Here is a 21,553-nt window from a genome sequence, read left to right on the forward strand (position 1 = left end):
CGAGACGGCCAATCCCACTGGGGACATCTACGTCGTCACCGACAACCTGTCCTCGCACAACAGCCTGTCCACCCGCACCTGGCTGGAGGACCACCCCAGGATCCGGCACGTCTTCATCCCCGTCGGCGCCTGCTGGCTCAGCCTCCAGGAAGGCTTGTCAACGGCCACGGAGATGCCCAGGTGGGTGGCCGTTGGGTGTCCAGGCTGGTGGCCATCAGAAACCCAGGCGTGTGGCCAGTGGTATTCCTGGGGGTGGGGTCAGTTCAAGGGCACCACTCCCTTCCCGGCGAGGGCCTCGGCGAGGCGGTGTGAGTCGCCGGTGGTGGTCACGAGGTGAGCATGGTGCATGAGGCGGTCGGTGCTCGCGCCCGCGAGAGTCTTCGGCATGATCGTGTCGAAGCCCGAGGGGTGAATGTTGCTGGTCACAGCGATGGACCGGCGTTCGTAGGCTGCGTCGATGATCCGGTAGAACGCCTCAGCTGCGTCTTCCCCGACGGGCAGCAGGCCGATGTCGTCGATGACGATGAGGTCCGCGCGGCAGATCCGGGCGACGGTCCGTGAGGTGGACCCGTCGACCTTTGATTTGCCGATCGCGGCGCTCAGCGTCTCCAGGGTGAACCAGGACACCCGCAGGTCCTTCTCGATCGCGGCCTGGGCCAGGCCCTCGGTGAAGTGGCTCTTGCCCGTCCCCGACGGGGCCGGCGATCACCAAATTCTCGGCGCGGCCGATCCACTCCAGGGTGATCAGGGAGTTCTGGGTGGGTTCAGGGATGGTGGAGTCCTCGGCCCGCCAGGAGCCCAGGGTCTTGCCGGTGGGGAAGTTCGCCGAGTGCCGGCGAAGACGCCGGGTCGCCGCGTCGCGGCCGGTGACCTCCTCGGCTACAAGCAACCGCAACACCTCGGCGGGGTCCCATCGTTGGGCACGGGCGGTGGCCAGGACGTCCGGGGCCGCTTTGCGCATATAGGGCAGGCGCATGCGGCGCATGAGCTTGTCGAGCTCCTCCGGCAGAGCCGGGGCCTGGGGAAACGTCATGGTTGCAAATTCCTTCGTCGGTCTGGTTCGGCGCCGATAGGCTCGCCGGGTGATCGATATGCAGGTGCGCGGTGACAGCGGCGACGTCATAGCCCGGGCCGAGGGCGGGTTGCAGTAAACTTCCGCCTTCGGTGATCTGAATCCGGGGCTGTTCCCGATGCTCTGGGGCCTGATTCCCTATGGGGATGCGGTCTTCAACCATCGGCAGGTTTCGCTGCTGCTAGTGCTGTGACCGGGAACGTTCACCGGGTTTTGCCGGTGATGGTGTGGGCGACTTCGGTGGCCCAGGCGTCGAGGCTGCCGGGGAGTGGGCCGCTGGGCAGGGTGCGGCGGGGCGGTGCCTGGCGCTTCTTGTCGGACGGTGGGGCGTTGTGGGTGGTGGTGCCGGTGACGGCGTTGATGATGATCTCGTTGACGAGCATGGCGTGGAGGGCGCCGGTGCGGTCGTCGCCGAGGGTTTCGGCGGTGGCGATGAGGCCGGCTGGGGTCACGATCTTCTCGGCCCCGGGGTCGCCCGGGCTTCAGGGCGCCGACCTTGTCGCCGTTGCGGTGGCGCGACAGTGAGGTGAGTCCCCGTTCCTCGACCGGCGGCCGGGCACGGTTCGCGGGACGTCGCCATGGACAGTCTTGCCAACCGGCCGGCGCTCCCTGAATAGTGGGCGCCGAGACCCGGCGATTACGCCGGTCGGCTCTGCAACCGGGGTGGGATTCGGTATGGCAAGGCAGGTTCGGGGGCCCGAATTCGGCGCGCTCCACCGTAGTTCTTCCGTCATCGGCATCCCCGGGATGCTCTGGCAGCTCGGACGACGGTTCGTCCTGGTGTTCTGCGTGGTGCTGCTCATCGGGCTGGTGGTGATGCGGCCGGACAACGCCGCAGTGAAGGCCGCGATCGTGGTGGGGATCCCGCTGGCGGTCTACGGCATCGCCTTCTCCTGGCGCCGGTTGGCCGGACGGCTCGGCATGTGTCAGTGCTATCTCCGCGAGGACGGCGTGACCGTGACCGACCTCTTCGGCCGCGTCCGGGACGCGGTCGCGTGGCGCGACATCGCGACGGTCAAGGAGACCAACGCGACGGGGATTCTCATGGCCTTCCGCCGCTTCGAGTTCCAACGCCATAAGGGACATCAGTCGACGGTGATCGTCCTCTCAATCCACCGCGCCTTCGCGAGGGACCTCATCCGCCTCGCCAACGAGAAGATCGGCACCTCAGGGTCCTGACCCGGAGCGAGAGACGGTCGACGTGCGACGACCAGGGTGGAGGTCCGTGACCAGTCGGAAGCCTGGTCACGTAGCCCAGGTGGATCTGCGGCGGGAGTGATGCGGCGACCGGAACCGATCGCCAGGTTGCATGATCATGCGGCGGGAGCGGGTCGTCCACCCCAGCGCAGGCCTTTCTTGCTGCGGATGCGTGCGCGCTCGCGACGTTGGGCGGCCAGCACGTCGGGGTGACGGGCGTTGGCATTGCGCCAGCGCAGGTAGGCGTGCAGCGCACGGGTCTGAACTGGGTGATTAGGGTGGTTCGAGTTCGCCAGGGTGAACTGCCGCAGCGGCCCGAAGTGCGCCTCGATCGGGTTGGCCCAGGAGGCGTTGGTCGGGGTGAAGCAGAGCTCCACCTTGTTCTTCCGGGCCCATTGGCGGATCTTGGCGCCCTTGTGGGCGGAGAGGTTGTCCATGATCACGTAGACCGGGGCGCCGTCTGGGCGGGCGGCACGGATCGACTTGAGTGCGGCGAGAGTGTTCGCGGTTCCCTTGCGGCGATGGTTGAGGCCCCAGAAGGTGTCGTCGCCGATGGAGTAGCAGCCGTGGAAGTAGGTCACGCCGTGGGTACGGTGGTAGGTAGCCGGGAGCCGGTCGGGCCGTGCCTGCTCAGCCCAGCAGGATCCGCCGGTGGGGCGTATGCCGAGTGGCCCGAACTCGTCGAACGCGAAAACGCGGTCAGGGAAGCGGTCCAGGACGTGCTCGATCCGGTCCAGCTTGGCGTCACGGTCGGGGTCGGTGGACTCCTTCCGGGTCTTGGTGCGCTGGAAGGTGACGCCGCGTCGGGTGAGCAGGCAGCGCAGGGCCTCGCGGCCGATGCGGATCACCCGGCCGTGCACGCGGCGGAGGTAGGCGGCGAGCTTGCGGATGGACCAGCGGGTGAAGGGCTCGGCGAACTTGGTCGGGCGGGTGGTGGCCGTCTGGACGACGAAGTCCTCGTCGTCAGGACTGAGTTGGCGGGGACGGCCTCCCGCCCACTGAGGGTCCAGACAGGCCAGACCGATCTCGTTGAAGCGGTGAACGACGTCGCGCACGGTGTCCTCGTCGGCCGCCACCAGCTGGGCGATCACCGGGACGCGGTTCCCGCCGGCCGAGGCCAGCAGCATCATCGCCCGCCGGTAGCGCACTGAACTGGTACTGCCCCGACGCACGATCTGCTGCAGCCGCTGACCCTCCTGATCAGTCAGTCTGCGGACCTTGACCGGCTCTGCCACCACGCCTCCACACAATGGATGGATTCAGCCCCCATCCAATCGGCCCCAGCCCTCGCCCGGGCAGAAACGCGGTGAACCTATGCGGTCAGAGCACTAGCGGAACTCGACCGGCTCCCGGCCGCTTGCGGCGGTGACTGGGTCGGGCAGGCCCGCAAGTTGTGCCAGGTCGTCGAGCAGGGGTCACACCGATATCTCTGGTTTGTCGGCGACTGACCGCAGAGTCGTGCGTCACTTCCTTGAAGCGCCTACTGGCCCAGGGCTTGCCATCCGATGGTTCCGTTCTGGACTGAGTGGGCCTCGTCCGCGCGGACGACCTCGCCGACGGGTTTGCTGTCCGCGATGTGTCCGAGGATCGAGAGCAGGTCCTCGTCGGCAAAGCGCCCGGCCGTGGCCGCCAGACCGAGGGCTTGATCGACTTTGTCGTTGCCCAGGACGGTGGCCAGCTCGACCGCGCGGGCCATCTTGGCGCGGATACGGACCGCACCGGCGGGTCCGGCCTCCTTGAGCCAGCGCCCGGCTCCAGGGCCGATGTCCACGAACGCGATCTCCGCCTCCGAGCGGGGCTGCAGCCTCGGCTGGAGAACGCTGCGGCCGTCGGGATGGTCGGGGTAGTGGGCGTCGATGATCTGCGGAACACCCGGGGTGGAAAGCTGGTGGCGCCAAATTTCCGACAGATCACCGGAGCTGGTGCGGGCGGTGATGGACAGTTCCTCGCCGACCACCCGGCACCACACCCTCGCGCCGGTATAGCCCGGCGGGGTCGAGTAGCGCACCGAGTTGAAGCTGATGGTGCGGTCTGAGCCGACCAGTCTCTCCTCGCCCAGCGCGAGCGCGAGCGGCTCGATGGGCAGGACATGCAGCGTGGTGCGTTCGACGTCCAGACGGCTCGCGGGTATCTGCCCGGTCGCCCGATGACGGCGCGAGTTCACCGCATCGCACCAGGTCAGGCAGGCATCGACGAGCTCGGCGAAGGTGTCGTAGGCGGCCAGCAGGTTCGCGCTGGTGGGCACCAAGTCGGCCTTCGCGATACGGACCGTGGCCTCCGCACCGCCCTTCGATTCCGGGTCGTAGGGCACGCAACTGACCACCTGGCAGCCGTAATGCCGACCCGCGGCGACCATCTGCGGATGACGTACCGGTATCCCGGCGATGTGCTCGACGGTGACCGTCTTCGCATTGTCGGTCAGCACATACGTTGGCGCCCCGCCGATCCGCCGCAGCGTGGTGTCCAGGCAGGCCACCAAAGTGCCCAACGTGCAGTCCCAGACCGGGATCACCACCCGGAACCGCGACCAGGACAGCCAAGCACAGAACAGCCAGGTCCGCCGCCCCACGATGCGCGGCCCCTCGCCCCAGTCGAACTGCAGCCACCGGCCCGGCTCGGGAATCCACGGCCGGTACGTCCGGCGCTTGCCCGCCTTCCACGCGCTCTTTGCCGTGTTCACCGCCCGTCTCGTCGAGCGTTCGCTGCCCCGGTAGCCCATCTTCACGAGCTTGTCGTGGACCACATCGGCGCGGATCGTCGCCTTCGATTGCTGACCCACTCCTCGACCTTCTCCAGGAACGCGTCGATCATCTTCGGCCGCGGCTCTCGCTCATAGGGATTGCGCCCGCCGTTGCGGGCCTCGACATACCGCTTGACCGTCTTCGGGTCGTGCCCCGTCAAGGTCGCCGCGGACCAGACCGTCCCGGTCAGGTCGTACGCCTCAAGGATTTCCATAATCTCCGTGTCAGACTTCGTCACAGGACCTCTCTGGCCGGTAGCTGATGCGTGCAAACACCAGCAAACGGGCGGAGGGGTCTCCTCCAGTTAAGGAAGTGATCAGGAACACCACTGGTCAGACGGCCATCCACCTGGAATTCCGGTGGCCATCAGCCTGGACTCGGCTGGCCACACATCTGGACTTTGCCACGGCCGCCGTCACTCATCGTGGACGGCACCCTCGTGCCCACCTGCGGCCACACGATGGCCGAGCAGTCGAAAAACTACCGCTACTCAACCAACCATCAGGTCGTCATCGACGCCGGCACCCGGCTCGTCGTCGTGGTCGGTCGGCCACTACCCGGCAACCGCAACGACTTCAAGGCGTGGGCGGAGTCCGGCGCGAAGGACGCTGTCGGCACCACGACCACCATCGCCGACGGCGGCTACCCCGGCGCCGGCCTGGTAATGCCACACCGCCGCGCGAAAGGTCAGGCCGAACTCCCGGACTGGAAGCGGGAACACAACCGCTCCCACCAGCGAGTTCGCGCACGCGTTGAGCACGCCTTCGCCCGCATGAAGGGCTGGAAGATCCTTCGCGACTGCCGCCTCAAGGGTGACGGTGTGCACCACGCGATACTCGGCGTCGCACGCCTGCACAGCCTCGCCCTGACGGGTTGAGCGAATCACCCGCCCGACAGCATCCGTGTCCCCGGCTCAGCAAAGATCATTCACGGGGGGACAACCCTTAGCCATAGCAAAGCACCCTGCTTCGCGGGTCGCTCACGCCATCTTCAACTTGGGCATGTGGTGCGAGTGATGAACGTCGTCTCGGCCGGGCCGACGCCGTCCGCCGGATACAGTGAAAGAATGATCAACAGAACTGACGTGCTACCCGGTGGTGTGGTGCTGCGGATGGCCTCTCCGACGGACGCCGAAGCGCTGTGTACCGCGTACCAGGAGAATAGGGATTACCTGGAGCCCTGGGAGCCCCGCCGCGGCGAAAGGTTCTTCACCGTTGAAGGACAGGCGGACCGGCTCGAGGAGCAGCTGCAGCAGTTTCGGGCAGGCCGGTTGGTGCCGTGGCTGTTCGAATCCGATGGCCGCGTCGTGGGGGCCATTACCCTCTCCGGGATGGCCCTGGGCCCCTTCTGCAGTGCCTACCTGGGTTACTGGACAGCCGCCGACCACCAAGGCCGGGGCCTGGCCACCGCGGCGGTCCAGCGGGTGTGCCACATGGCTGGCGAGGAACTCGGGCTGCACCGGATCGAGGCCACGACGGTGCTGGACAACATACGGTCCCAACGTGTCCTGGAGCGCTGCGGTTTCGAGCCCATCGGCACCGCGCCGCGCTATCTGCACATCAACGGGCAGTGGCGGGATCACCGTCTGTTCCAGCGCATTCTGCACGACCGTCCGCCGACGATGTAGCCGGCTTCGATCCTGACCTCGGTCGTGGCCGCGACGTGGCGCGCACCGCCACAGCGGACGCCCCCAGCCCACCGGCCAGGAAGGCCAGGGCCAGCGCCAGCCACCCCATCGAGCCGGCGGCCACGACCCCGGCCGCGATCAGGGAGGGACCGATCATGCCCTCGGCGGTCGGTCCGAGGCTGAAAGCCGCGGCGTAACTTCCCCGCTCCGCCTCCGGCGAGAGGGCGAACTGAAGGCCCCAGCCGCCGGCCGCGTGCCAGATCTCGCCAAGGGTGTGCAGGACCACCGAGGCCAGCATCAGCACGGCCGCCGCCGTCGACGACACCTCCGATGCCAGGATCAACGCCCCGCACATCAGCGCGAAGGAGAGCCCGGCGCGCCGCATGTGGCGCCCTGCACCCCGAACGGTGTCAGCGCTCTTGCTCAGCGGAACTTGCAACGAGATGGCGATGACCGTGTTGACCGCGATGAGCAGGGGCGCGATCGCGGGGGTGCCTCCGTCGCCTGTACCACCCACAGCGGCATCCCGATGATCAGCACCGACAGGTTCAGCTGGAGCACGGCGTTGCAGCAAGTGAGCGCCAGGAACGGGGCGTTCTTCAACGGTGCCAGCGGCGAGCGCTTCTCACGGCGCCGGCCCGCGCCGCCCACATTGCGCAGGGTGTAGATCAGCCAGGCGGCGATGAAGAAGGACAGTCCGTCGCCCAGGAGCAGCGACTGATAGCCGAGGTCCGTGCCACTGCCCACGGCCACGGCCGCGATCAGCGCGCCTACGAGGAACCCGGCATTCTTCAGGACCTGGACCCTGGCCATGATGCCGACACGGGCGCTGTCGCCGAAGGCGGAGGCCACGTACGCCTGCAGGGCAGGCATACCGGCGAACTCGGCCAGACCGAGCAGGACCACCACGGTGAGGAACTGCCAGAAGTTGTGCACGAAGGCCAGCGCACAGCACCACACGGCGCGCCACAGGTGGAGTGCGATCAGGGCGCGGCGCGGACCAATCCGGTCTACGAGCATGCCGTTGGGAACGGTGGCCGCCAGGGCCACCACACCCATCGCCGACAGGCCAAAGCCGATCTGGCTGGCGGACAACTCCGCCACGCGCGCGTAAGAAGAGTGTGGCTCCTGCCAAGAACAGGCCGCTGCCCGCCGCGTCAATCGCGACCGTCGTCAGCAATCTGCGCTCCGCCGGATCCGCGGAACGCGTCCATGCCTTCCCGATCAGCGATGCAAGCAACGTCACGCCTTGGTCCTTTCCCCTGCCGCGTAGTGCGGAGCTGCCGGGTTTGTTGTGGCGAACGCAGTGTCGTCCCGGCTTCGTGGAGGAGGCGTCGCACGGTTCTTGCCGACCGGCCGCATTCGGCCGCTAGCTCGTTGACGGTGGCTTGCGCCTCGTATCGAGCGCGCAGTTTCGAGGCCAGTCGGCGCCGGACCGACAGCTGGCCCTTGTCAGAACGCAACCTGCGAGTGTCCTGGGCTGTGCGCATCGCCGTACCGGCCGCGCGCAGCCGGTTGATCACGGTGCCGTAGGACAGCCCCGTGCTGTCGGCGAGTTCATAGACCGTGGCGCCGTTCTCGTAGTCGGCGCGTAGAAGCAGGGCGTGCTGGCGCCGTGCTTCTACGCTGGTGGGCGGCTTGGTGTTCATGCGGCGGATTCCCATTCGCTGAGGGCTTCGGCGTGTGCGGCGGCCAACTCGTCGTAGGAGCGCTGGTCGGCGGGGGTGATGAGGATGAGGCGGCCGTCGGTGGCGACCTTCCATTCGCCGTCGGTGCAAGTGGTGGCCGGGCCGCTCAGTCCTTCACTGGGGGACTGCCACTGCGCTGGGATCTCGTCACCGCGCGGCGCGGGAACCAGGACCAGCCGCCCGTCGTCGTGGACGACGAACAGCGCCTTGCTCCGGTGCTCAGCACGCTGTTCGAGTGCTTGGCGGTATCCGGTGCGTTCCGCGTCGTGGACTGCTTTTCGGCGCTGGGCGGTGCCCGTGGTGCCGTAGCAGTGGGAGATGGCGTCCCAGCCCTGTGCGGTGCTCGCCTCAGGGGATGGGCCTACGTCCTTGTTCTGGCTGATGCCTTCGAGAACGCGGGGCGTCAGAGTCCAGGCCCGATCGTTGTGGGTCACGAGACCGTGGGCTGCGAGGCGTTGCAGGGTCCGGTAGACGGTGGCCCGTGACACCGACGACGAGGCGACGAGCTCGGTCGCGGTCTGACCGGGCCGTACATGAAGTGCGCCGATGACCATGAGGGCAGAGCTGCCGAGGCCCTGGTGGGCGAAGGCGTCGCGACCCATGAGACGGCCGATGAGGGAGGAATCGATATCCGCCGTCACTGTCATGTCAGTCTCAGGGGTGGACCACTCCTCAAGTTCCCGGTCGGGGGGGAACTGAGTGGTGCGGATACGAGACGACGAGCGGGAAGCGAAGTCGTTGCGACCGTCGTCGAGGTACCAGGTGGAGCCCTCCCGGCCATGGCCGACGCGCAGCCGGTGAAGCCACCCGTTCGGCTTCAGAACCGACTCATAGGCGCTGCGGAGCGTCTGCCGGGAGACCCCGGCTTCCTCGGCCGTCTGCCGCTCGCTGGCGGCATGTTGACGGCCACCTGCGGTCTCGGCGAAGTTCAGATGTGCCCGCAGTATCCGAAGGGCTGTGCGGCCGCGTTCGCCACGCCACGGCGTGGTCTCGATCAGGTCGCGCAGGGCTGCGAGGTCTTCATGGGCGTGATGGCGGGCTTCGACCGCGACGGTGGAGCTGACCGCCGCCGACGCGCTGACCCACACACGGCGGACGTAGTCGAAGGCACGGGCCTGCCCGGAGCGCAGCGCGATGGTCCGAGCATGGCGGCCGCCCTCGTGATCGGGATGCATCACCAGACGCAACAACTGGTCGAGGGTTCCGCCGGCGCGGGCCACATGGCAGGCGATGGCCGCAGTGATCCGGTGACCGTGATCGGCCTCGCCCTGCCGGTCCGAACGGGCAACGACCGACTGCCGGTCGGAGCTGAGCCTGCTGTAGCTGCCCGCCGCGTAGCGGCCGGTCAGGTCACCGAGCAGAACGAGGTCGGCGGCAGCCGTAGGGAGATGGTGAAGTCCGAGGGGCACATATTGGGCGCCTGTGACTGCCTCTGTAGGTCTCTTCGCTGGAGACGAAGGCTTGTTACTCGAGTGCGAATGAACGCTGCCGTGTGGCATTCTGATGCTGTCCCGCCAAGGACGTGGACCCACCCAGGCCCGCAAAAACCAGGGGTGGTGTCCGGACCGACCTCCAATCGGTACCAGCGAAGCCTCCAGGATTCCCGTCCTGGGGGCTTTCGTACGCCTGGTGCCTAGAGGAGGCAGGCGTCCCCATCGCGGCTCGACCGGGGTCGGATCGGGGTCGAATCAGAGTGATTACCTCTGATTGCCTCCGATCGCCTCTGCAACCCGTCCTAGCAGGTCACAGCCAATTCGACTCACATAAACGCAGGTCAGAAAGGCGCAGCAGTTGTTCCTGACGATCAGTACTACCGGCAATCAGGAGCGTCCAGCGACCGACCTCGGCTTTCTGCTGCACAAGCACCCCGACAAGGCGCAGACGTTCTCCACTTCCCACGGAACGGCGCACGTCCTCTACCCCGAGGCGTCCGTCGAGCGGTGCACGGCCGCGCTCCTGCTGGAGGTGGATCCGGTGGCGCTCGTGCGGCGCGGCAAGGGCAAGGGGCGCGGCGGCTCGCCCGACTCCGCGCTCGCGCAGTACGTCAACGACCGGCCGTACGCCGCGTCGTCGCTGCTGGCCGTCGCCCTGAGCACGGTCTTCAAGACCGCCCTGCAAGGCGTCTGCAACGCGCGCCCCGAGCGCGCCGAGGCTCCTCTGCCGCTGCGCATCGAGGTGCCCGCGCTGCCCGCTCGGGGCGGCGCCGAGCTGGTGACGAAGCTGTTCGCGCCGCTGGGCTGGACGACTGTGCGGGCGGAGCCGGTGCCGCTGGACGAGCAGTTCCCGCAGTGGGGCGACTCGCGGTACGTACAGCTCGTCCTGGAGGGTGAGCTTCGGCTCGCCGACGCGCTGCGCCAGCTGTACGTCCTGCTGCCCGTGCTGGACGACTCGAAACACTACTGGGTCGCGCCCGACGAGGTGGACAAGCTGCTGAGGGCGGGCGAGGGCTGGCTGGCCGAGCACCCCGAGCAGAAGCTGATCACCAGCCGTTACCTGTCGCGGCGCTGGAGCCTCACCCGGCAGGCCATGGAGCGACTGGAACTGGTGCGTCTCGCCGAGGCCGACGACCTGGAGGTCGAGGAGATCGACAACGCCGTCGACGAGACGACGGATACCGACGAGCGGCCCGTGCCGCTCGCCGTGCGGCGGCGGGACGCGATCCTTCAGGCGCTCGGCGCGGCCGGAGCGAACCGGGTGCTCGACCTGGGCTGCGGACAGGGCCAGTTGGTGCAGGCGCTGCTCAAGGACGTGAAGTTCACCGAGATCGTGGGCGTGGACGTGTCCATGCGCGCGCTCACCATCGCCTCGCGGCGGCTCAAGCTGGACAGGATGGGCGAGCGGCAGGCCGAGCGCGTGAAACTGATGCAGGGCTCGCTCACGTACACCGACAAGCGGCTCACCGGGTACGACGCCGCCGTGCTCAGCGAGGTCATCGAGCACCTGGACCTGCCGCGGCTGCCGGCTCTGGAGTACGCCGTGTTCGGCTCGGCGCGGCCGCGGACCGTCCTCGTGACGACCCCGAACGTCGAGTACAACGTGCGCTGGGAATCGCTGCCCGCAGGGCACGCACGGCACGGCGACCACCGCTTCGAGTGGACGCGTGCGGAGTTCCGGGAGTGGGCGGAGCGCGTCGCGGAACGGCACCGGTACGGCGTCGAGTTCGTGCCCGTCGGACCCGAGGACCCCGAGGTGGGCCCGCCCACGCAGATGGCCGTGTTCACCCTGACCGCGCAGGACACGAAGAACGACAAGGAGGCGAAGGCCGCATGAGCACCACCACCCGCACGCTTCCCGTCACCGACCTGTCCCTCGTGGTCCTGGTCGGTGCCACCGGATCGGGCAAGTCCACTTTCGCCCACCGGCACTTCAAGCCCACCGAAGTCGTCTCCTCGGACTTCTGCCGCGGACTCGTCGCCGACGACGAGAACGACCAGAGCGCGAGCCGTGACGCCTTCGACGTCCTGCACTACATCGCGGGCAAGCGACTGGAGGCCGGCCGGCTCACCGTCGTCGACGCGACCAATGTGCAGCCGGAGAGCCGCAAGCAGCTCGTCCAGCTGGCCAGGAAGTACGACGTACTGCCGATCGCGATCGTCCTCGACCTGCCGGAAGAGGTGTGCGCCGAGCGCAATGCCGTACGCCCCGACCGGGCCGGCATGCCGCGCCACGTCATCCAGCGGCACCGGCGCGAACTGCGCCGCTCGCTGCGGAGCCTGGAGCGCGAGGGCTTCCGCAAGGTCCACGTCCTGCGCAGCGTCGAGGAGGTCGACGCGGCCGAAGTGGTGCTGGAGCGGCGCTACAACGACCTCACCCACCTCACCGGCCCCTTCGACATCATCGGCGACATCCACGGCTGCCGTTCCGAGCTGGAGACCCTGCTCGGCAAGCTCGGTTACGTCGACGGGTCGCACCCCGAGGGGCGTACGGCCGTCTTCGTCGGTGACCTTGTGGACCGGGGCCCCGACAGTCCCGGCGTGTTGCGCCGGGTGATGGGCATGGTCGCCTCCGGCGACGCGCTGTGCGTTCCCGGTAACCACGAGAACAAGCTCGGCCGTTACCTCAAGGGGAGGAACGTCCAGCACACGCACGGACTGGCCGAGACCATCGAGCAGCTGGAGAAGGAGGACGACACCTTCAAGGAGCAGGTGCGGGAGTTCATCGACGGACTCGTCAGCCACTACGTCCTCGACGGCGGCAACCTCGTTGTCTGCCACGCCGGTCTGCCCGAGAAGTACCACGGCCGCACCTCGGGCCGGGTCCGCTCGCACGCGCTGTACGGCGACACGACCGGCGAGACCGACGAGTTCGGCCTGCCCGTGCGCTACCCGTGGGCCGAGGACTACCGGGGCCGCGCCGCCGTGGTCTACGGCCACACCCCCGTGCCGAACACCTCCTGGATCAACAACACCATCTGCCTGGACACCGGCGCGGTCTTCGGCGGAAAGATGACCGCGCTGCGCTGGCCGGAGCGCGAACTCGTCGACGTACCGGCCGAGAAGGTCTGGTACGAGCCGGCCAAGCCGCTCACCACCGAGGCGCCGGGCGGGCATGACGGCCGTCCGCTGGACCTGGCCGACGTGCACGGCCGCCGGGTCGTCGAGACCCGGCAGATGGGCCGGGTAGCCGTACGCGAGGAGAACGCGGCGGCGGCGCTCGAAGTGATGAGCCGCTTCGCCGTCGACCCGCGCCTGCTCGCCTACCTGCCGCCGACGATGTCCCCGACCGCCACCTCACACGTCGAGGGCTACCTGGAGCACCCGGCCGAGGCCTTCGCGACGTACAAGGCCGACGGTGTGGCGAGAGTCGTGTGCGAGGAGAAGCACATGGGCTCGCGGGCGGTCGCGCTGGTCTGCCGGGACGCGGACGTGGCGCGCGAGCGCTTCGGCGTGGACGGCCCGACCGGCGTCATCCACACCCGCACCGGCCGTCCCTTCTTCGATGAAGAGACCGTCACCGAACTCATCATCAGCCGGCTGCGCACCGCCGTCACCGAGGCCGGTCTCTGGGACGAGCTCCACACGGACTGGCTGCTGCTCGACGCCGAGCTGATGCCCTGGTCGCTCAAGGCATCGGGACTGCTGCGTCATCAGTACGCCGCCGTCGGCGCGGCAGCGCGTGCCGTCTTCCCCGGCGCGGTCGCGGCCCTCGAAGGGGCGGCTGCCCGCGGGGTCGATGTCAACGGGCTGCTGGCGACGCAGCGTGAACGGGCCGCCGACGCGGCCGCGTTCACCGACGCGTACCGGCGCTACTGCTGGCCGACCGAGGGACTGGAGGGGGTCCGGCTCGCGCCGTTCCAGCTGCTCGCCGTCCAGGGGCGTTCGCTCGCGGGCGTACCGCACGACGAGCAGCTGGCCTGGCTGGACCGGCTGGTCGAGCACGACCCGACCGCGCTCCTGCAGACCACCCGCAGGCTGATCGTCGACACCGGCGACCCCGAGTCCGTCCGGTCCGGCATCGACTGGTGGCTGGAGATGACCAGCCGGGGCGGTGAGGGCATGGTCGTCAAGCCGGTCGAGGCGCTCGTACGGGACGGCAAGAACCGGCTCGTACAGCCGGGCATCAAGGTGCGCGGCCGCGAGTACCTGCGGATCATCTACGGCCCGGAGTACACGCGCCCGGAGCAGCTCGAAAAGCTGCGCAACCGCTTCCTGGGCCACAAGCGCTCGCTCGCCCTGCGCGAGTACGCGCTGGGGCTGGAGGCACTGGACCGGCTGGCCGAGGGGGAGCCGCTGTGGCGGATCCACGAGGCCGTGTTCGCGGTCCTGGCGCTGGAGTCGGAGCCGGTCGACCCACGGCTGTGATCCGACCGCCGGACGGGCTTGAAGATCAAGCCCGTCCGGCCTTGCCGTACGGACGCGCGTGCGGTCGGGCTCGGCCAGGATGGGGGCATGGGATTCCATGTCGATTCCGAGACCGGGCGGCTGCGCCGCGTCATACTCCACCGACCGGATCTGGAGCTGAAGCGCCTGACACCCGGCAACAAGGACGCGCTGCTCTTCGACGACGTGCTGTGGGTGCGGCGCGCGCGCCAGGAGCACGACGGATTCGCCGACGTCCTGCGTGACCGGGGCGTCGAGGTGCACCTCTTCGGCGATCTGTTGCGCGAGTCGCTGGAGATCCCGGCGGCCAGGAGCCTCGTCCTGGACCGGGTCTTCGACGAGAAGGAGTACGGGCCGCTCGCCACCGGCCACCTGCGCGAGGCCTTCGACGATCTGCCCGTGGCCGATCTGGTCGAGGCGCTCGTCGGGGGCATGACGAAGCGCGAGTTCCTGGAACGCCACCCCGAGCCGACCTCGGTCCGCTTCCACGTCATGGACCTGGACGACTTCCTGCTCGGGCCGCTGCCGAACCATCTGTTCACCCGGGACACCTCCGCCTGGATCTACGACGGCGTGTCCATCAACGCGATGCGCTGGCCCGCCCGGAAGCGCGAGACCGTCCACTTCGAGGCGATCTACAAGCACCATCCGCTCTTCAGGAGTCCGCAGGCGGGTGCGTTCCACCACTGGTCGGAGGGCCAGCACGACTACCCCTCCACCATCGAGGGCGGTGACGTCCTCGTCATCGGGAACGGCGCCGTTCTGATCGGCATGAGCGAGCGCACCACTCCGCAGGCCGTGGAAATGCTCGCACGGGGGCTCTTCGAGACGGGCTCGGCCACCACCATCGTGGCGCTGGACATGCCGAAACACCGGGCGTTCATGCACCTCGACACGGTGATGACCATGGTCGACGGCGACACCTTCACCCAGTACGCCGGGCTGGGCATGCTCCGCTCATACACCATCGAACCGGGCGACGGCGAGCGCGTGTTGAAGGTCACCGACCACCCGCCGGAGCACATGCACCGGGCCATCGCCGCCGCGCTGGGCCTGGACGGCATCCGCGTGCTGACCGCCGTCCAGGACGTGCACGCGGCTCAGCGCGAGCAGTGGGACGACGGCTGCAATGTGCTGGCGGTCGAGCCCGGAGTCGTCGTGGCGTACGAGCGCAACGTCACCACCAACACCCACCTGCGCAAGGAGGGCATCGAGGTCATCGAGATCAAGGGCAACGAACTGGGCAGGGGGCGGGGAGGGCCCCGGTGCATGAGCTGCCCGGTCGAACGCGACGCTGTATAGTGATGCGTTCATACGCATATACTTCCACCGCCCGCCCCCGTATTCGCGACCGACCCAGGAGCAGCCACCATGGCGACAGACCTCGCAGGCCGCCACCTCCTCAAGGAGCTGGACTTCACCGCCGAGGAGTTCCGCGGCCTGATCGACCTCGCCGCCGAGCTCAAGGCGGCCAAGAAGGCCGGCACCGAGGTGCGGCGGCTGCGCGGCAAGAACATCGCGCTGATCTTCGAGAAGACCTCGACCCGCACGCGCTGCTCGTTCGAGGTCGCCGCCGCCGATCAGGGCGCGTCGACGACGTACCTCGACCCCTCCGGCTCCCAGATGGGGCACAAGGAGTCGGTGAAGGACACGGCGCGCGTACTGGGCCGGATGTTCGACGGCATCGAATACCGGGGTGACAGCCAGGCCGCCGTCGAAGAGCTCGCGGAGCATGCCGGCGTCCCCGTCTTCAACGGGCTCACCGACGACTGGCACCCCACCCAAATGCTCGCCGACGTTCTCACCATGACCGAGCACTGCGCCAAGCCGCTGGAGCGGATCGCTTTCGCCTACCTGGGCGACGCCCGCTTCAACATGGGCAACTCCTACCTGGTCACCGGCGCCCTGCTCGGCATGGACGTGCGCATCGTCGCGCCCAGGGCCTACTGGCCGGCCGAGGAGGTCGTCGCGCAGGCCCGCAGGGCCGCCGAGGTGAGCGGCGCGCGCGTCACGCTCACCGAGGACGTCGCCGAGGGCGTTCTGGGGGCGGACTTCGTCGCCACCGACGTCTGGGTGTCCATGGGGGAGCCCAAGGAGGTCTGGGCGGAGCGCATCGAGGCTCTCGGCCCGTACGCCGTGACCATGGACGTACTGCGCGCCACCGCGAACCCGGACGTGAAGTTCCTGCACTGCCTGCCGGCCTTCCACGACCTCGGCACCCTGGTCGGCCGCGAGATCCACGAGCAGTACGGCCTCACCGAGCTGGAAGTCACCGACGAGGTCTTCGAATCGTCGCACTCGATCGTCTTCGACGAGGCCGAGAACCGCATGCACACGATCAAGGCCGTACTGGTGGCGACCATGGCAGGGGCGTCGGCGGGTACCTCGGCGGGCGCCGTGTAGGGCCGATCGGGGCGGCCGACATTCGGGCAGGCCGCCGAGTCGGGCCCGTCAGCACGGAGCGGCGGGCGGAGCGGGCAGCGTGAACCAGAGCGCCTTGCCGCGCGCGGTTCGGCGGTGCCCGCAGTTCGAGCTGAGCGTACGGACGAGCAGCAGCCCGCGGCCGTGTTCCTGCCAGGGGTCGGGCGGCCGAGGATCCGCCGCCGGGTCGAGCTCGTCGGGCGGGTCCGGGTCGCGGTCGTGCACCTCGACCTGGCAACCGGTCGGCCGTAGCTCGACCACCAGCTCTATGGGGTGCCCGTGCCCGCCGCTCGTGTGCTCCACGGCGTTCGCGACGAGCTCGGCGGTGAGCAGCTCGGCAGTGTCGGTGTCCGCGCGGGCCCCGGCGGCCGGGGTGTGCTCGAGTGCCGCACGGATCAGGGCGCGCGCGATCGGCACTGCCGCGGTGGTGTGCGGCAGGGCGATGCGCCAGGGGCCAGGACCTGCGGTTTCCGCTTCCGGCACGGCGTAATGCCCCTTTCGGGAGCAAGCGGTCATTGTTTCGACAATACGAGCTTCAACGACATCGCGCGTAGTGCCGCCCGGCGGTGCGGCGCGGGACGTACGCCACGACCTGACGGGACCTTCGGCCGGTATCGCGCTGTCATGACGACAGTCACGTACGAGTGATACCTTCGGAGGGCAGGCACCAGCCGCACGGCTGAAGGAGGCACCGCCCCCCATGAGCCCATTTCCCAGCTCGGCACCGCGCACGCAGCACTGGCACCACCTGCGGCTGACAGTCGAGGACGGCGTCGCCACCGTCACCCTCGCCCGGCCGGAGAAACTCAACGCGCTCACCTTCGGCGCGTACGCCGATCTGCGTGACCTCCTCGCCGAGCTGGCCCGCGAGCGCTCCGTGCGCGCGCTGGTCCTCGGTGGCGAGGGGCGGGGCTTCTGCTCGGGCGGCGACGTCGACGAGATCATCGGCGCCACGCTCGCCATGGACACCGCCCAGCTCCTCGACTTCAACCGGATGACGGGGCAGGTCGTACGGGCGCTGCGCGAATGCCCCTTCCCGGTGATCGCGGCGCTCCACGGGGTGGCGGCGGGCGCGGGGGCCGTCCTCGCCCTCGCCGCGGACTTCCGGATCGCCGATCCCTCCGCCCGTTTCGCCTTCCTCTTCACCAAGGTCGGCCTCTCGGGCGGCGACATGGGAGCGGCGTACCTGCTGCCGCGCGTCGTCGGGCTCGGGCACGCGACGAGGCTGCTGATGCTCGGCGATCCGGTGCGCGCCCCCGAGGCGGAGCGGATCGGCCTGATCAGCGAGATGACCGACGAGGGGCAGGCCGACGCCCGCGCCGCCGAGCTGGCCCGCCGCCTCGCCGACGGCCCGGCCCTGGCGTACGCGCAGACCAAAGCGCTGCTCACCGCCGAGCTCGACATGCCGCTCGCCGCCGCCGTCGAACTGGACGCCGCCACCCAGGCGCTGCTGATGAACGGCGACGACTACGCCGAATTCCACGCGGCCTTCACCGAGAAACGCCCCCCGAAGTGGCGGGGGCGCTAGCGATGCGCCCCCGAGGCGACGAGAGCGCCGCCGGCCGGCCGGCCCACGACGAGCCCGGCGCCGGGACCACGAGGCCGGACGTCCTCCCCGGCCACGCACCGGGCGAGGACCGTGAGGGTCGGGAGTTCCGTGACGCCCACGGTGTTCGCGAGCCGCGGCGAGTCCGGCGGGCGTTGCGGGTCGCGGTGATTGGTGGCGGGCCCGGTGGGCTGTACGCCGCCGCGCTCCTCAAGCGGCTCGACCCCGCGCGCGAGATCACTGTCTGGGAACGCGGCGCCCCCGACGACACCTTCGGCTTCGGTGTCGTCCTCTCCGACGAGACGCTCGGCGGTATCCAGCACGCCGACCCCGTCGTCTACCGCGCCCTCCAGGAGGAGTTCGTACGGTGGGACGACATCGACATCGTCCACCGCGGCCGGACCCTGACCTCCGGTGGCCACGGCTTCGCCGCCCTCGGCCGCCGCCGGCTCCTGGAGATCCTGCACGAGCGGTGCCGCTCGCTCGGTGTCGGCCTGCGCGTCCGCGAGGAGGCGCCGCCCGCCGCCGAGCTCTCCGCGGCGTACGACCTGGTCATCGCCGCGGACGGCGTGCACAGCCTCACCCGTTCCGCGTACGCCGATGTCTTCGGACCCCGCGTCACCACCCACCGTTGCCGCTACATCTGGCTCGCCGCCGACTTCGCCTTCGACGCCTTCCGCTTCGAGATCGCCGAAACAGAGCACGGCGTCATGCAGCTGCACGGCTACCCCTACGCGAAGAACGCCTCCACCGTCATCGTCGAGATGCGTGAGGAGGTCTGGCGGGCCGCCGGTCTCGACCGCTGCGACGAGGCCGAATCCACCGAGCTCTGCGCCAAGGTCTTCGCCGACGCGCTCGGGGGCCGTTCCCTGCGCGGCAACGCTGTTTCTTCCGGGGGGATGCCCCCCAGGCCCCCCTCCTCCTGGCTCGCCTTCCGTACCGTCGTCAACGAGCGCTGGAGCTACGGCAATACGGTCCTGCTCGGCGACGCCGCCCACACCGCCCACTTCTCCATCGGCTCGGGAACCAAGCTCGCCGTCGAGGACGCGCTGGCGCTGGCCGCCTGCGTCGAGGAGCAGCCCGACCTGCCGGCCGCCCTGGCGGCGTACGAGAACGAGCGACGCCCGGTCGTCGCCTCCACGCAGCGCGCGGCCGCCGCGAGCCTGCGCTGGTTCGAGGAGCTCGGTACGTATCTCGACCAGCCGCCACGGCAGTTCGCCTTCAACCTGCTCACCCGCAGCCGCCGCGTCACCCACGACAACCTGCGGCTGCGCGATCCCGGCTTCACCGGCGCCGTCGAGGAGGACTTCGGCTGCCCGCCCGGTACACCGCCGATGTTCACGCCCTTCCGGCTGCGCGGCCTGACCCTCCGCAACCGGGTCGTCGTATCCCCGATGGACATGTACTCGGCAGCCGACGGCGTCCCCGGTGACTTCCACCTGGTCCACCTCGGAGCCCGGGCCCTCGGGGGAGCGGGCCTGGTCATGACCGAGATGGTGTGCGTCAGCCCCCAGGGCCGCATCACCCCGGGATGCGCCGGCCTCTACACCCCCGAACAGGGCGCCGCCTGGCGCCGGATCACCGACTTCGTGCACGCACAGTCGCCCGGCACGGCTGTCGGCGTCCAGCTCGGCCACTCGGGGCGCAAGGGCTCGACGCGGCTGATGTGGGAGGGCATCGACCAGCCGCTGGACGACGGCAACTGGCCCGTCGCGGCCGCGTCCCCCCTGCCGTACCGGGCGGGCGTCAACCAGGTCCCGCGCGAGCTGGACGCGGACGGGCTCGCCGGCGTGCGCGAGCAGTTCGTCTCGGCGGCGCGGCGGGCGGCCGAGTCCGGCTTCGACCTGCTGGAACTGCACTGCGCGCACGGGTACTTGCTGTCCGGCTTCCTCTCCCCTCTCACCAATCGACGGACGGACGCGTACGGCGGTTCCCTCGCCGGCCGCCTGCGGTTCCCCCTGGAGGTCTTCGACGCGGTGCGCGATGCATGGCCGGACGACAGGCCGATGACGGTCCGGATCTCAGCCACGGACTGGGCGGAGGGCGGTACGACGGTGGAGGACGCGGTGGAGACCGCCCGCGCGTTCGCCGCGCACGGGGCCGACGCGATCGACGTGTCGACCGGGCAGGTCGTCGCGGACGAGGCGCCCGAGTACGGGCGGTCGTACCAGGCGCCGTACGCGGACCGCATCCGCAACGCGCTGGGGGTGCCGGTCGTCGCGGTGGGCGCCATCTCGTCCTGGGACGACGTGAATTCGCTGCTGCTCGCGGGGCGGGCGGACCTGTGCGCGCTGGCCCGGCCGCATCTGTACGACCCGCACTGGACGCTGCACGCGGCGGCGGAGCAGGGGTACGCGGGTCCGGGTGCGCGGTGGCCCATGCCCTACCGGGCGGGGAGCCGCATACCGCCGACGGGGCGGACGGACGAACCGAAGCCGCGGCTGACACTGATGTGAGGCATGTCGCGGCTCCGCCGCGTGAGGGGGCAAGCCGCCAGGCCCCCGGACGGGCCGGACATGCTGCCGCACCCCTCCAGCCCCTCCGGCGTTTGAGGAGCGGGGTCCGGGGCGGCGCCCCGGTTCGGGGACTTCACGTTCGGCCACCACTGCCGCCGCGTACGAACTCCGCCCCCGCGTCCCGCAACCGCGCGTGCAGCCCCGCGAACACCGCCGCCGAGCGCGCCCCCGGCCAGTCCGACGGCAGCAGCTCGGCCGGCAGGCCGGGATCGGCGTACGGAAGACGGCGCCAGGAGTCGAGGGCCAGGAGGTAGTCCCGGTAGGCGTCCTCCGGGTCCGGGGCCCCCTCGCCCCGCGCCACCCGCGCCCGCAGCACCGGCTCGTGCAGGTCCAGGAACTGCTCGTGCTGCTTGGCGATCGCCGCCAGGTCCCACCAGCGCGCCACCGCCTCCTCCGTCGCCGCGAAGCCGAGGTGCTCCCCGCGGAACAGATCGACGTACGGAGCGAGCTGCAGGCGCTCCAGCGTGTGGCGGGTCTCCTCGTACAGCCGCGCAGGCGCGATCCACACGCCCGGCGCCGCCGATCCGAACCCGAGGCGGGCGAGGCGCGAGCGCAGCACGTGCCGCTTGGCGCGCTCGGCCTCGGGCACCGAGAAGACCGCGAGCACCCAGCCGTCGGACAGCTGCGGCGAGGGGTGCTCGTAGATGCGCCGGTCGCCGTCGTCGAGGAGCTGGTGGGCGTCGTCGGACAGCGCGTACCCGGCGGCGCCGTCCGGCGTACGGGCGGCGACGAGCAGGCCGCGGCGCTTGAGCCGGGAGACCGACGAGCGCACCGACGGCGCGTCGACCCCGACGGCGGCCAGCAGCCGGATGAGCTCGGCCACCGGCACGGGCATGGGCATGGGCTCCCCGCCTCCGCCGGGAGTGCGTCCGTACGCGCCGTAGAGGGAGACGATCAAGGAACGGGGGGTGTGCTGCTCGGCCACG

The 21,553-nt window shown here is 69.6% G+C and carries 16 protein-coding genes and 3 pseudogenes; 9 read left to right on the forward strand and 10 right to left on the reverse strand.

The features are described 5' to 3' along the window. Nucleotides 1-258 precede the first annotated feature (258 nt). Nucleotides 259-1,033: pseudogene (gene istB, locus AC1P0E_RS26150) on the reverse strand (IS21-like element helper ATPase IstB). A gap of 242 nt (nucleotides 1,034-1,275) precedes the next feature. Beyond that, entirely contained in the window at nucleotides 1,276-1,524 is a 249-nt protein-coding gene (locus AC1P0E_RS26155; RefSeq protein WP_482744550.1) for a hypothetical protein, read from the reverse strand. A 223-nt stretch (nucleotides 1,525-1,747) separates the two neighbouring features. Here AC1P0E_RS26155 and AC1P0E_RS26160 point away from each other — a divergent pair, with 223 nt between their 5' ends. Continuing rightward, nucleotides 1,748-2,251 carry a hypothetical protein gene (locus AC1P0E_RS26160; protein ID WP_482744551.1) on the forward strand — a complete coding sequence of 168 codons (504 nt, stop codon included), beginning with the start codon at nucleotides 1,748-1,750 and terminating at the stop codon, nucleotides 2,249-2,251. A 134-nt stretch (nucleotides 2,252-2,385) separates the two neighbouring features. Here the strand turns inward: AC1P0E_RS26160 and AC1P0E_RS26165 are convergent, their stop codons facing one another. Together AC1P0E_RS26165 and istA are read right to left on the reverse strand one after the other, a co-directional pair. Further along, entirely contained in the window at nucleotides 2,386-3,504 is a 1,119-nt protein-coding gene (locus AC1P0E_RS26165) for an IS630 family transposase (RefSeq protein WP_482744552.1), read from the reverse strand. 245 nt (nucleotides 3,505-3,749) lie between these two features. Further along, a pseudogene (gene istA / locus AC1P0E_RS26170) lies at nucleotides 3,750-5,224 on the reverse strand (IS21 family transposase). A 204-nt stretch (nucleotides 5,225-5,428) separates the two neighbouring features. On the opposite strand from istA, the pseudogene AC1P0E_RS26175 reads away from it, so the two are divergent. Continuing rightward, nucleotides 5,429-5,887 (forward strand): annotated as a pseudogene (locus AC1P0E_RS26175) (transposase); the annotation flags it as partial. Nucleotides 5,888-6,076: 189 nt separating this feature from the next. Then, a complete protein-coding gene (locus tag AC1P0E_RS26180) occupies nucleotides 6,077-6,637 on the forward strand; it encodes a GNAT family N-acetyltransferase (RefSeq protein WP_482744553.1) in 561 nt (186 codons plus the stop codon). On the opposite strand, the gene AC1P0E_RS26185 is transcribed toward AC1P0E_RS26180, so the two are convergent. The 4 genes from AC1P0E_RS26185 to AC1P0E_RS26200 are packed head-to-tail and all read right to left on the reverse strand — an operon-like array spanning nucleotide 6,570 to nucleotide 9,734. Then, complete coding sequence (locus AC1P0E_RS26185; protein ID WP_482744554.1) at nucleotides 6,570-7,022, reverse strand: hypothetical protein; 453 nt, start codon at nucleotides 7,020-7,022, stop codon at nucleotides 6,570-6,572. The genes AC1P0E_RS26180 and AC1P0E_RS26185 overlap by 68 nt on opposite strands. A 38-nt stretch (nucleotides 7,023-7,060) precedes the next feature. Continuing rightward, nucleotides 7,061-7,741, reverse strand: a complete 681-nt coding sequence (locus AC1P0E_RS26190; RefSeq protein WP_482744555.1) for an MFS transporter — start codon at nucleotides 7,739-7,741, stop codon at nucleotides 7,061-7,063. Nucleotides 7,742-7,794: 53 nt separating this feature from the next. Continuing rightward, the gene (locus tag AC1P0E_RS26195; protein ID WP_482744556.1) at nucleotides 7,795-8,286 is read right to left on the reverse strand and encodes a helix-turn-helix domain-containing protein; all 492 of its coding nucleotides are present in this window, start codon (nucleotides 8,284-8,286) and stop codon (nucleotides 7,795-7,797) included. Continuing rightward, nucleotides 8,283-9,734 carry a MarR family transcriptional regulator gene (locus tag AC1P0E_RS26200; RefSeq protein WP_482744557.1) on the reverse strand — a complete coding sequence of 484 codons (1,452 nt, stop codon included), beginning with the start codon at nucleotides 9,732-9,734 and terminating at the stop codon, nucleotides 8,283-8,285. The genes AC1P0E_RS26195 and AC1P0E_RS26200 overlap by 4 nt, the downstream gene beginning before the upstream one ends. Before the next feature lie 382 nt (nucleotides 9,735-10,116). Between AC1P0E_RS26200 and AC1P0E_RS26205 the strand changes: the two genes are divergently transcribed. The 4 genes from AC1P0E_RS26205 to argF all read left to right on the forward strand — a co-directional run bounded on the left by AC1P0E_RS26205 (nucleotide 10,117) and on the right by argF (nucleotide 16,547). Next, nucleotides 10,117-11,595 carry a 3' terminal RNA ribose 2'-O-methyltransferase Hen1 gene (locus tag AC1P0E_RS26205; protein WP_482744558.1) on the forward strand — a complete coding sequence of 493 codons (1,479 nt, stop codon included), beginning with the start codon at nucleotides 10,117-10,119 and terminating at the stop codon, nucleotides 11,593-11,595. Further along, complete coding sequence (locus AC1P0E_RS26210) at nucleotides 11,592-14,126, forward strand: polynucleotide kinase-phosphatase (RefSeq protein ID WP_482744559.1); 2,535 nt, start codon at nucleotides 11,592-11,594, stop codon at nucleotides 14,124-14,126. The genes AC1P0E_RS26205 and AC1P0E_RS26210 overlap by 4 nt, the downstream gene beginning before the upstream one ends. A gap of 87 nt (nucleotides 14,127-14,213) precedes the next feature. Further along, entirely contained in the window at nucleotides 14,214-15,446 is a 1,233-nt protein-coding gene (locus tag AC1P0E_RS26215; RefSeq protein ID WP_482744560.1) for an arginine deiminase, read from the forward strand. 69 nt (nucleotides 15,447-15,515) lie between these two features. Next, nucleotides 15,516-16,547: an ornithine carbamoyltransferase gene (gene argF / locus AC1P0E_RS26220; RefSeq protein ID WP_482744561.1), complete on the forward strand. Its 1,032-nt coding sequence runs from the start codon at nucleotides 15,516-15,518 to the stop codon at nucleotides 16,545-16,547. A 48-nt stretch (nucleotides 16,548-16,595) separates the two neighbouring features. On the opposite strand, the gene AC1P0E_RS26225 is transcribed toward argF, so the two are convergent. After that, nucleotides 16,596-17,081, reverse strand: coding sequence for an ATP-binding protein (locus tag AC1P0E_RS26225; protein WP_482744562.1), 486 nt, complete (start codon nucleotides 17,079-17,081; stop codon nucleotides 16,596-16,598). 184 nt (nucleotides 17,082-17,265) lie between these two features. Between AC1P0E_RS26225 and AC1P0E_RS26230 the strand changes: the two genes are divergently transcribed. Beyond that, complete coding sequence (locus AC1P0E_RS26230; protein ID WP_482744563.1) at nucleotides 17,266-18,093, forward strand: enoyl-CoA hydratase family protein; 828 nt, start codon at nucleotides 17,266-17,268, stop codon at nucleotides 18,091-18,093. 2 nt (nucleotides 18,094-18,095) lie between these two features. Beyond that, nucleotides 18,096-20,567, forward strand: a complete 2,472-nt coding sequence (locus AC1P0E_RS26235; RefSeq protein WP_482744564.1) for a bifunctional salicylyl-CoA 5-hydroxylase/oxidoreductase — start codon at nucleotides 18,096-18,098, stop codon at nucleotides 20,565-20,567. Nucleotides 20,568-20,700: 133 nt separating this feature from the next. On the opposite strand, the gene AC1P0E_RS26240 is transcribed toward AC1P0E_RS26235, so the two are convergent. Next, complete coding sequence (locus AC1P0E_RS26240) at nucleotides 20,701-21,552, reverse strand: PaaX family transcriptional regulator (RefSeq protein WP_482744565.1); 852 nt, start codon at nucleotides 21,550-21,552, stop codon at nucleotides 20,701-20,703. Between the last annotated feature and the right edge of the window lies 1 nt (nucleotide 21,553).

This window comes from Streptomyces sp. TRD_SC_5, from assembly GCF_056836825.1.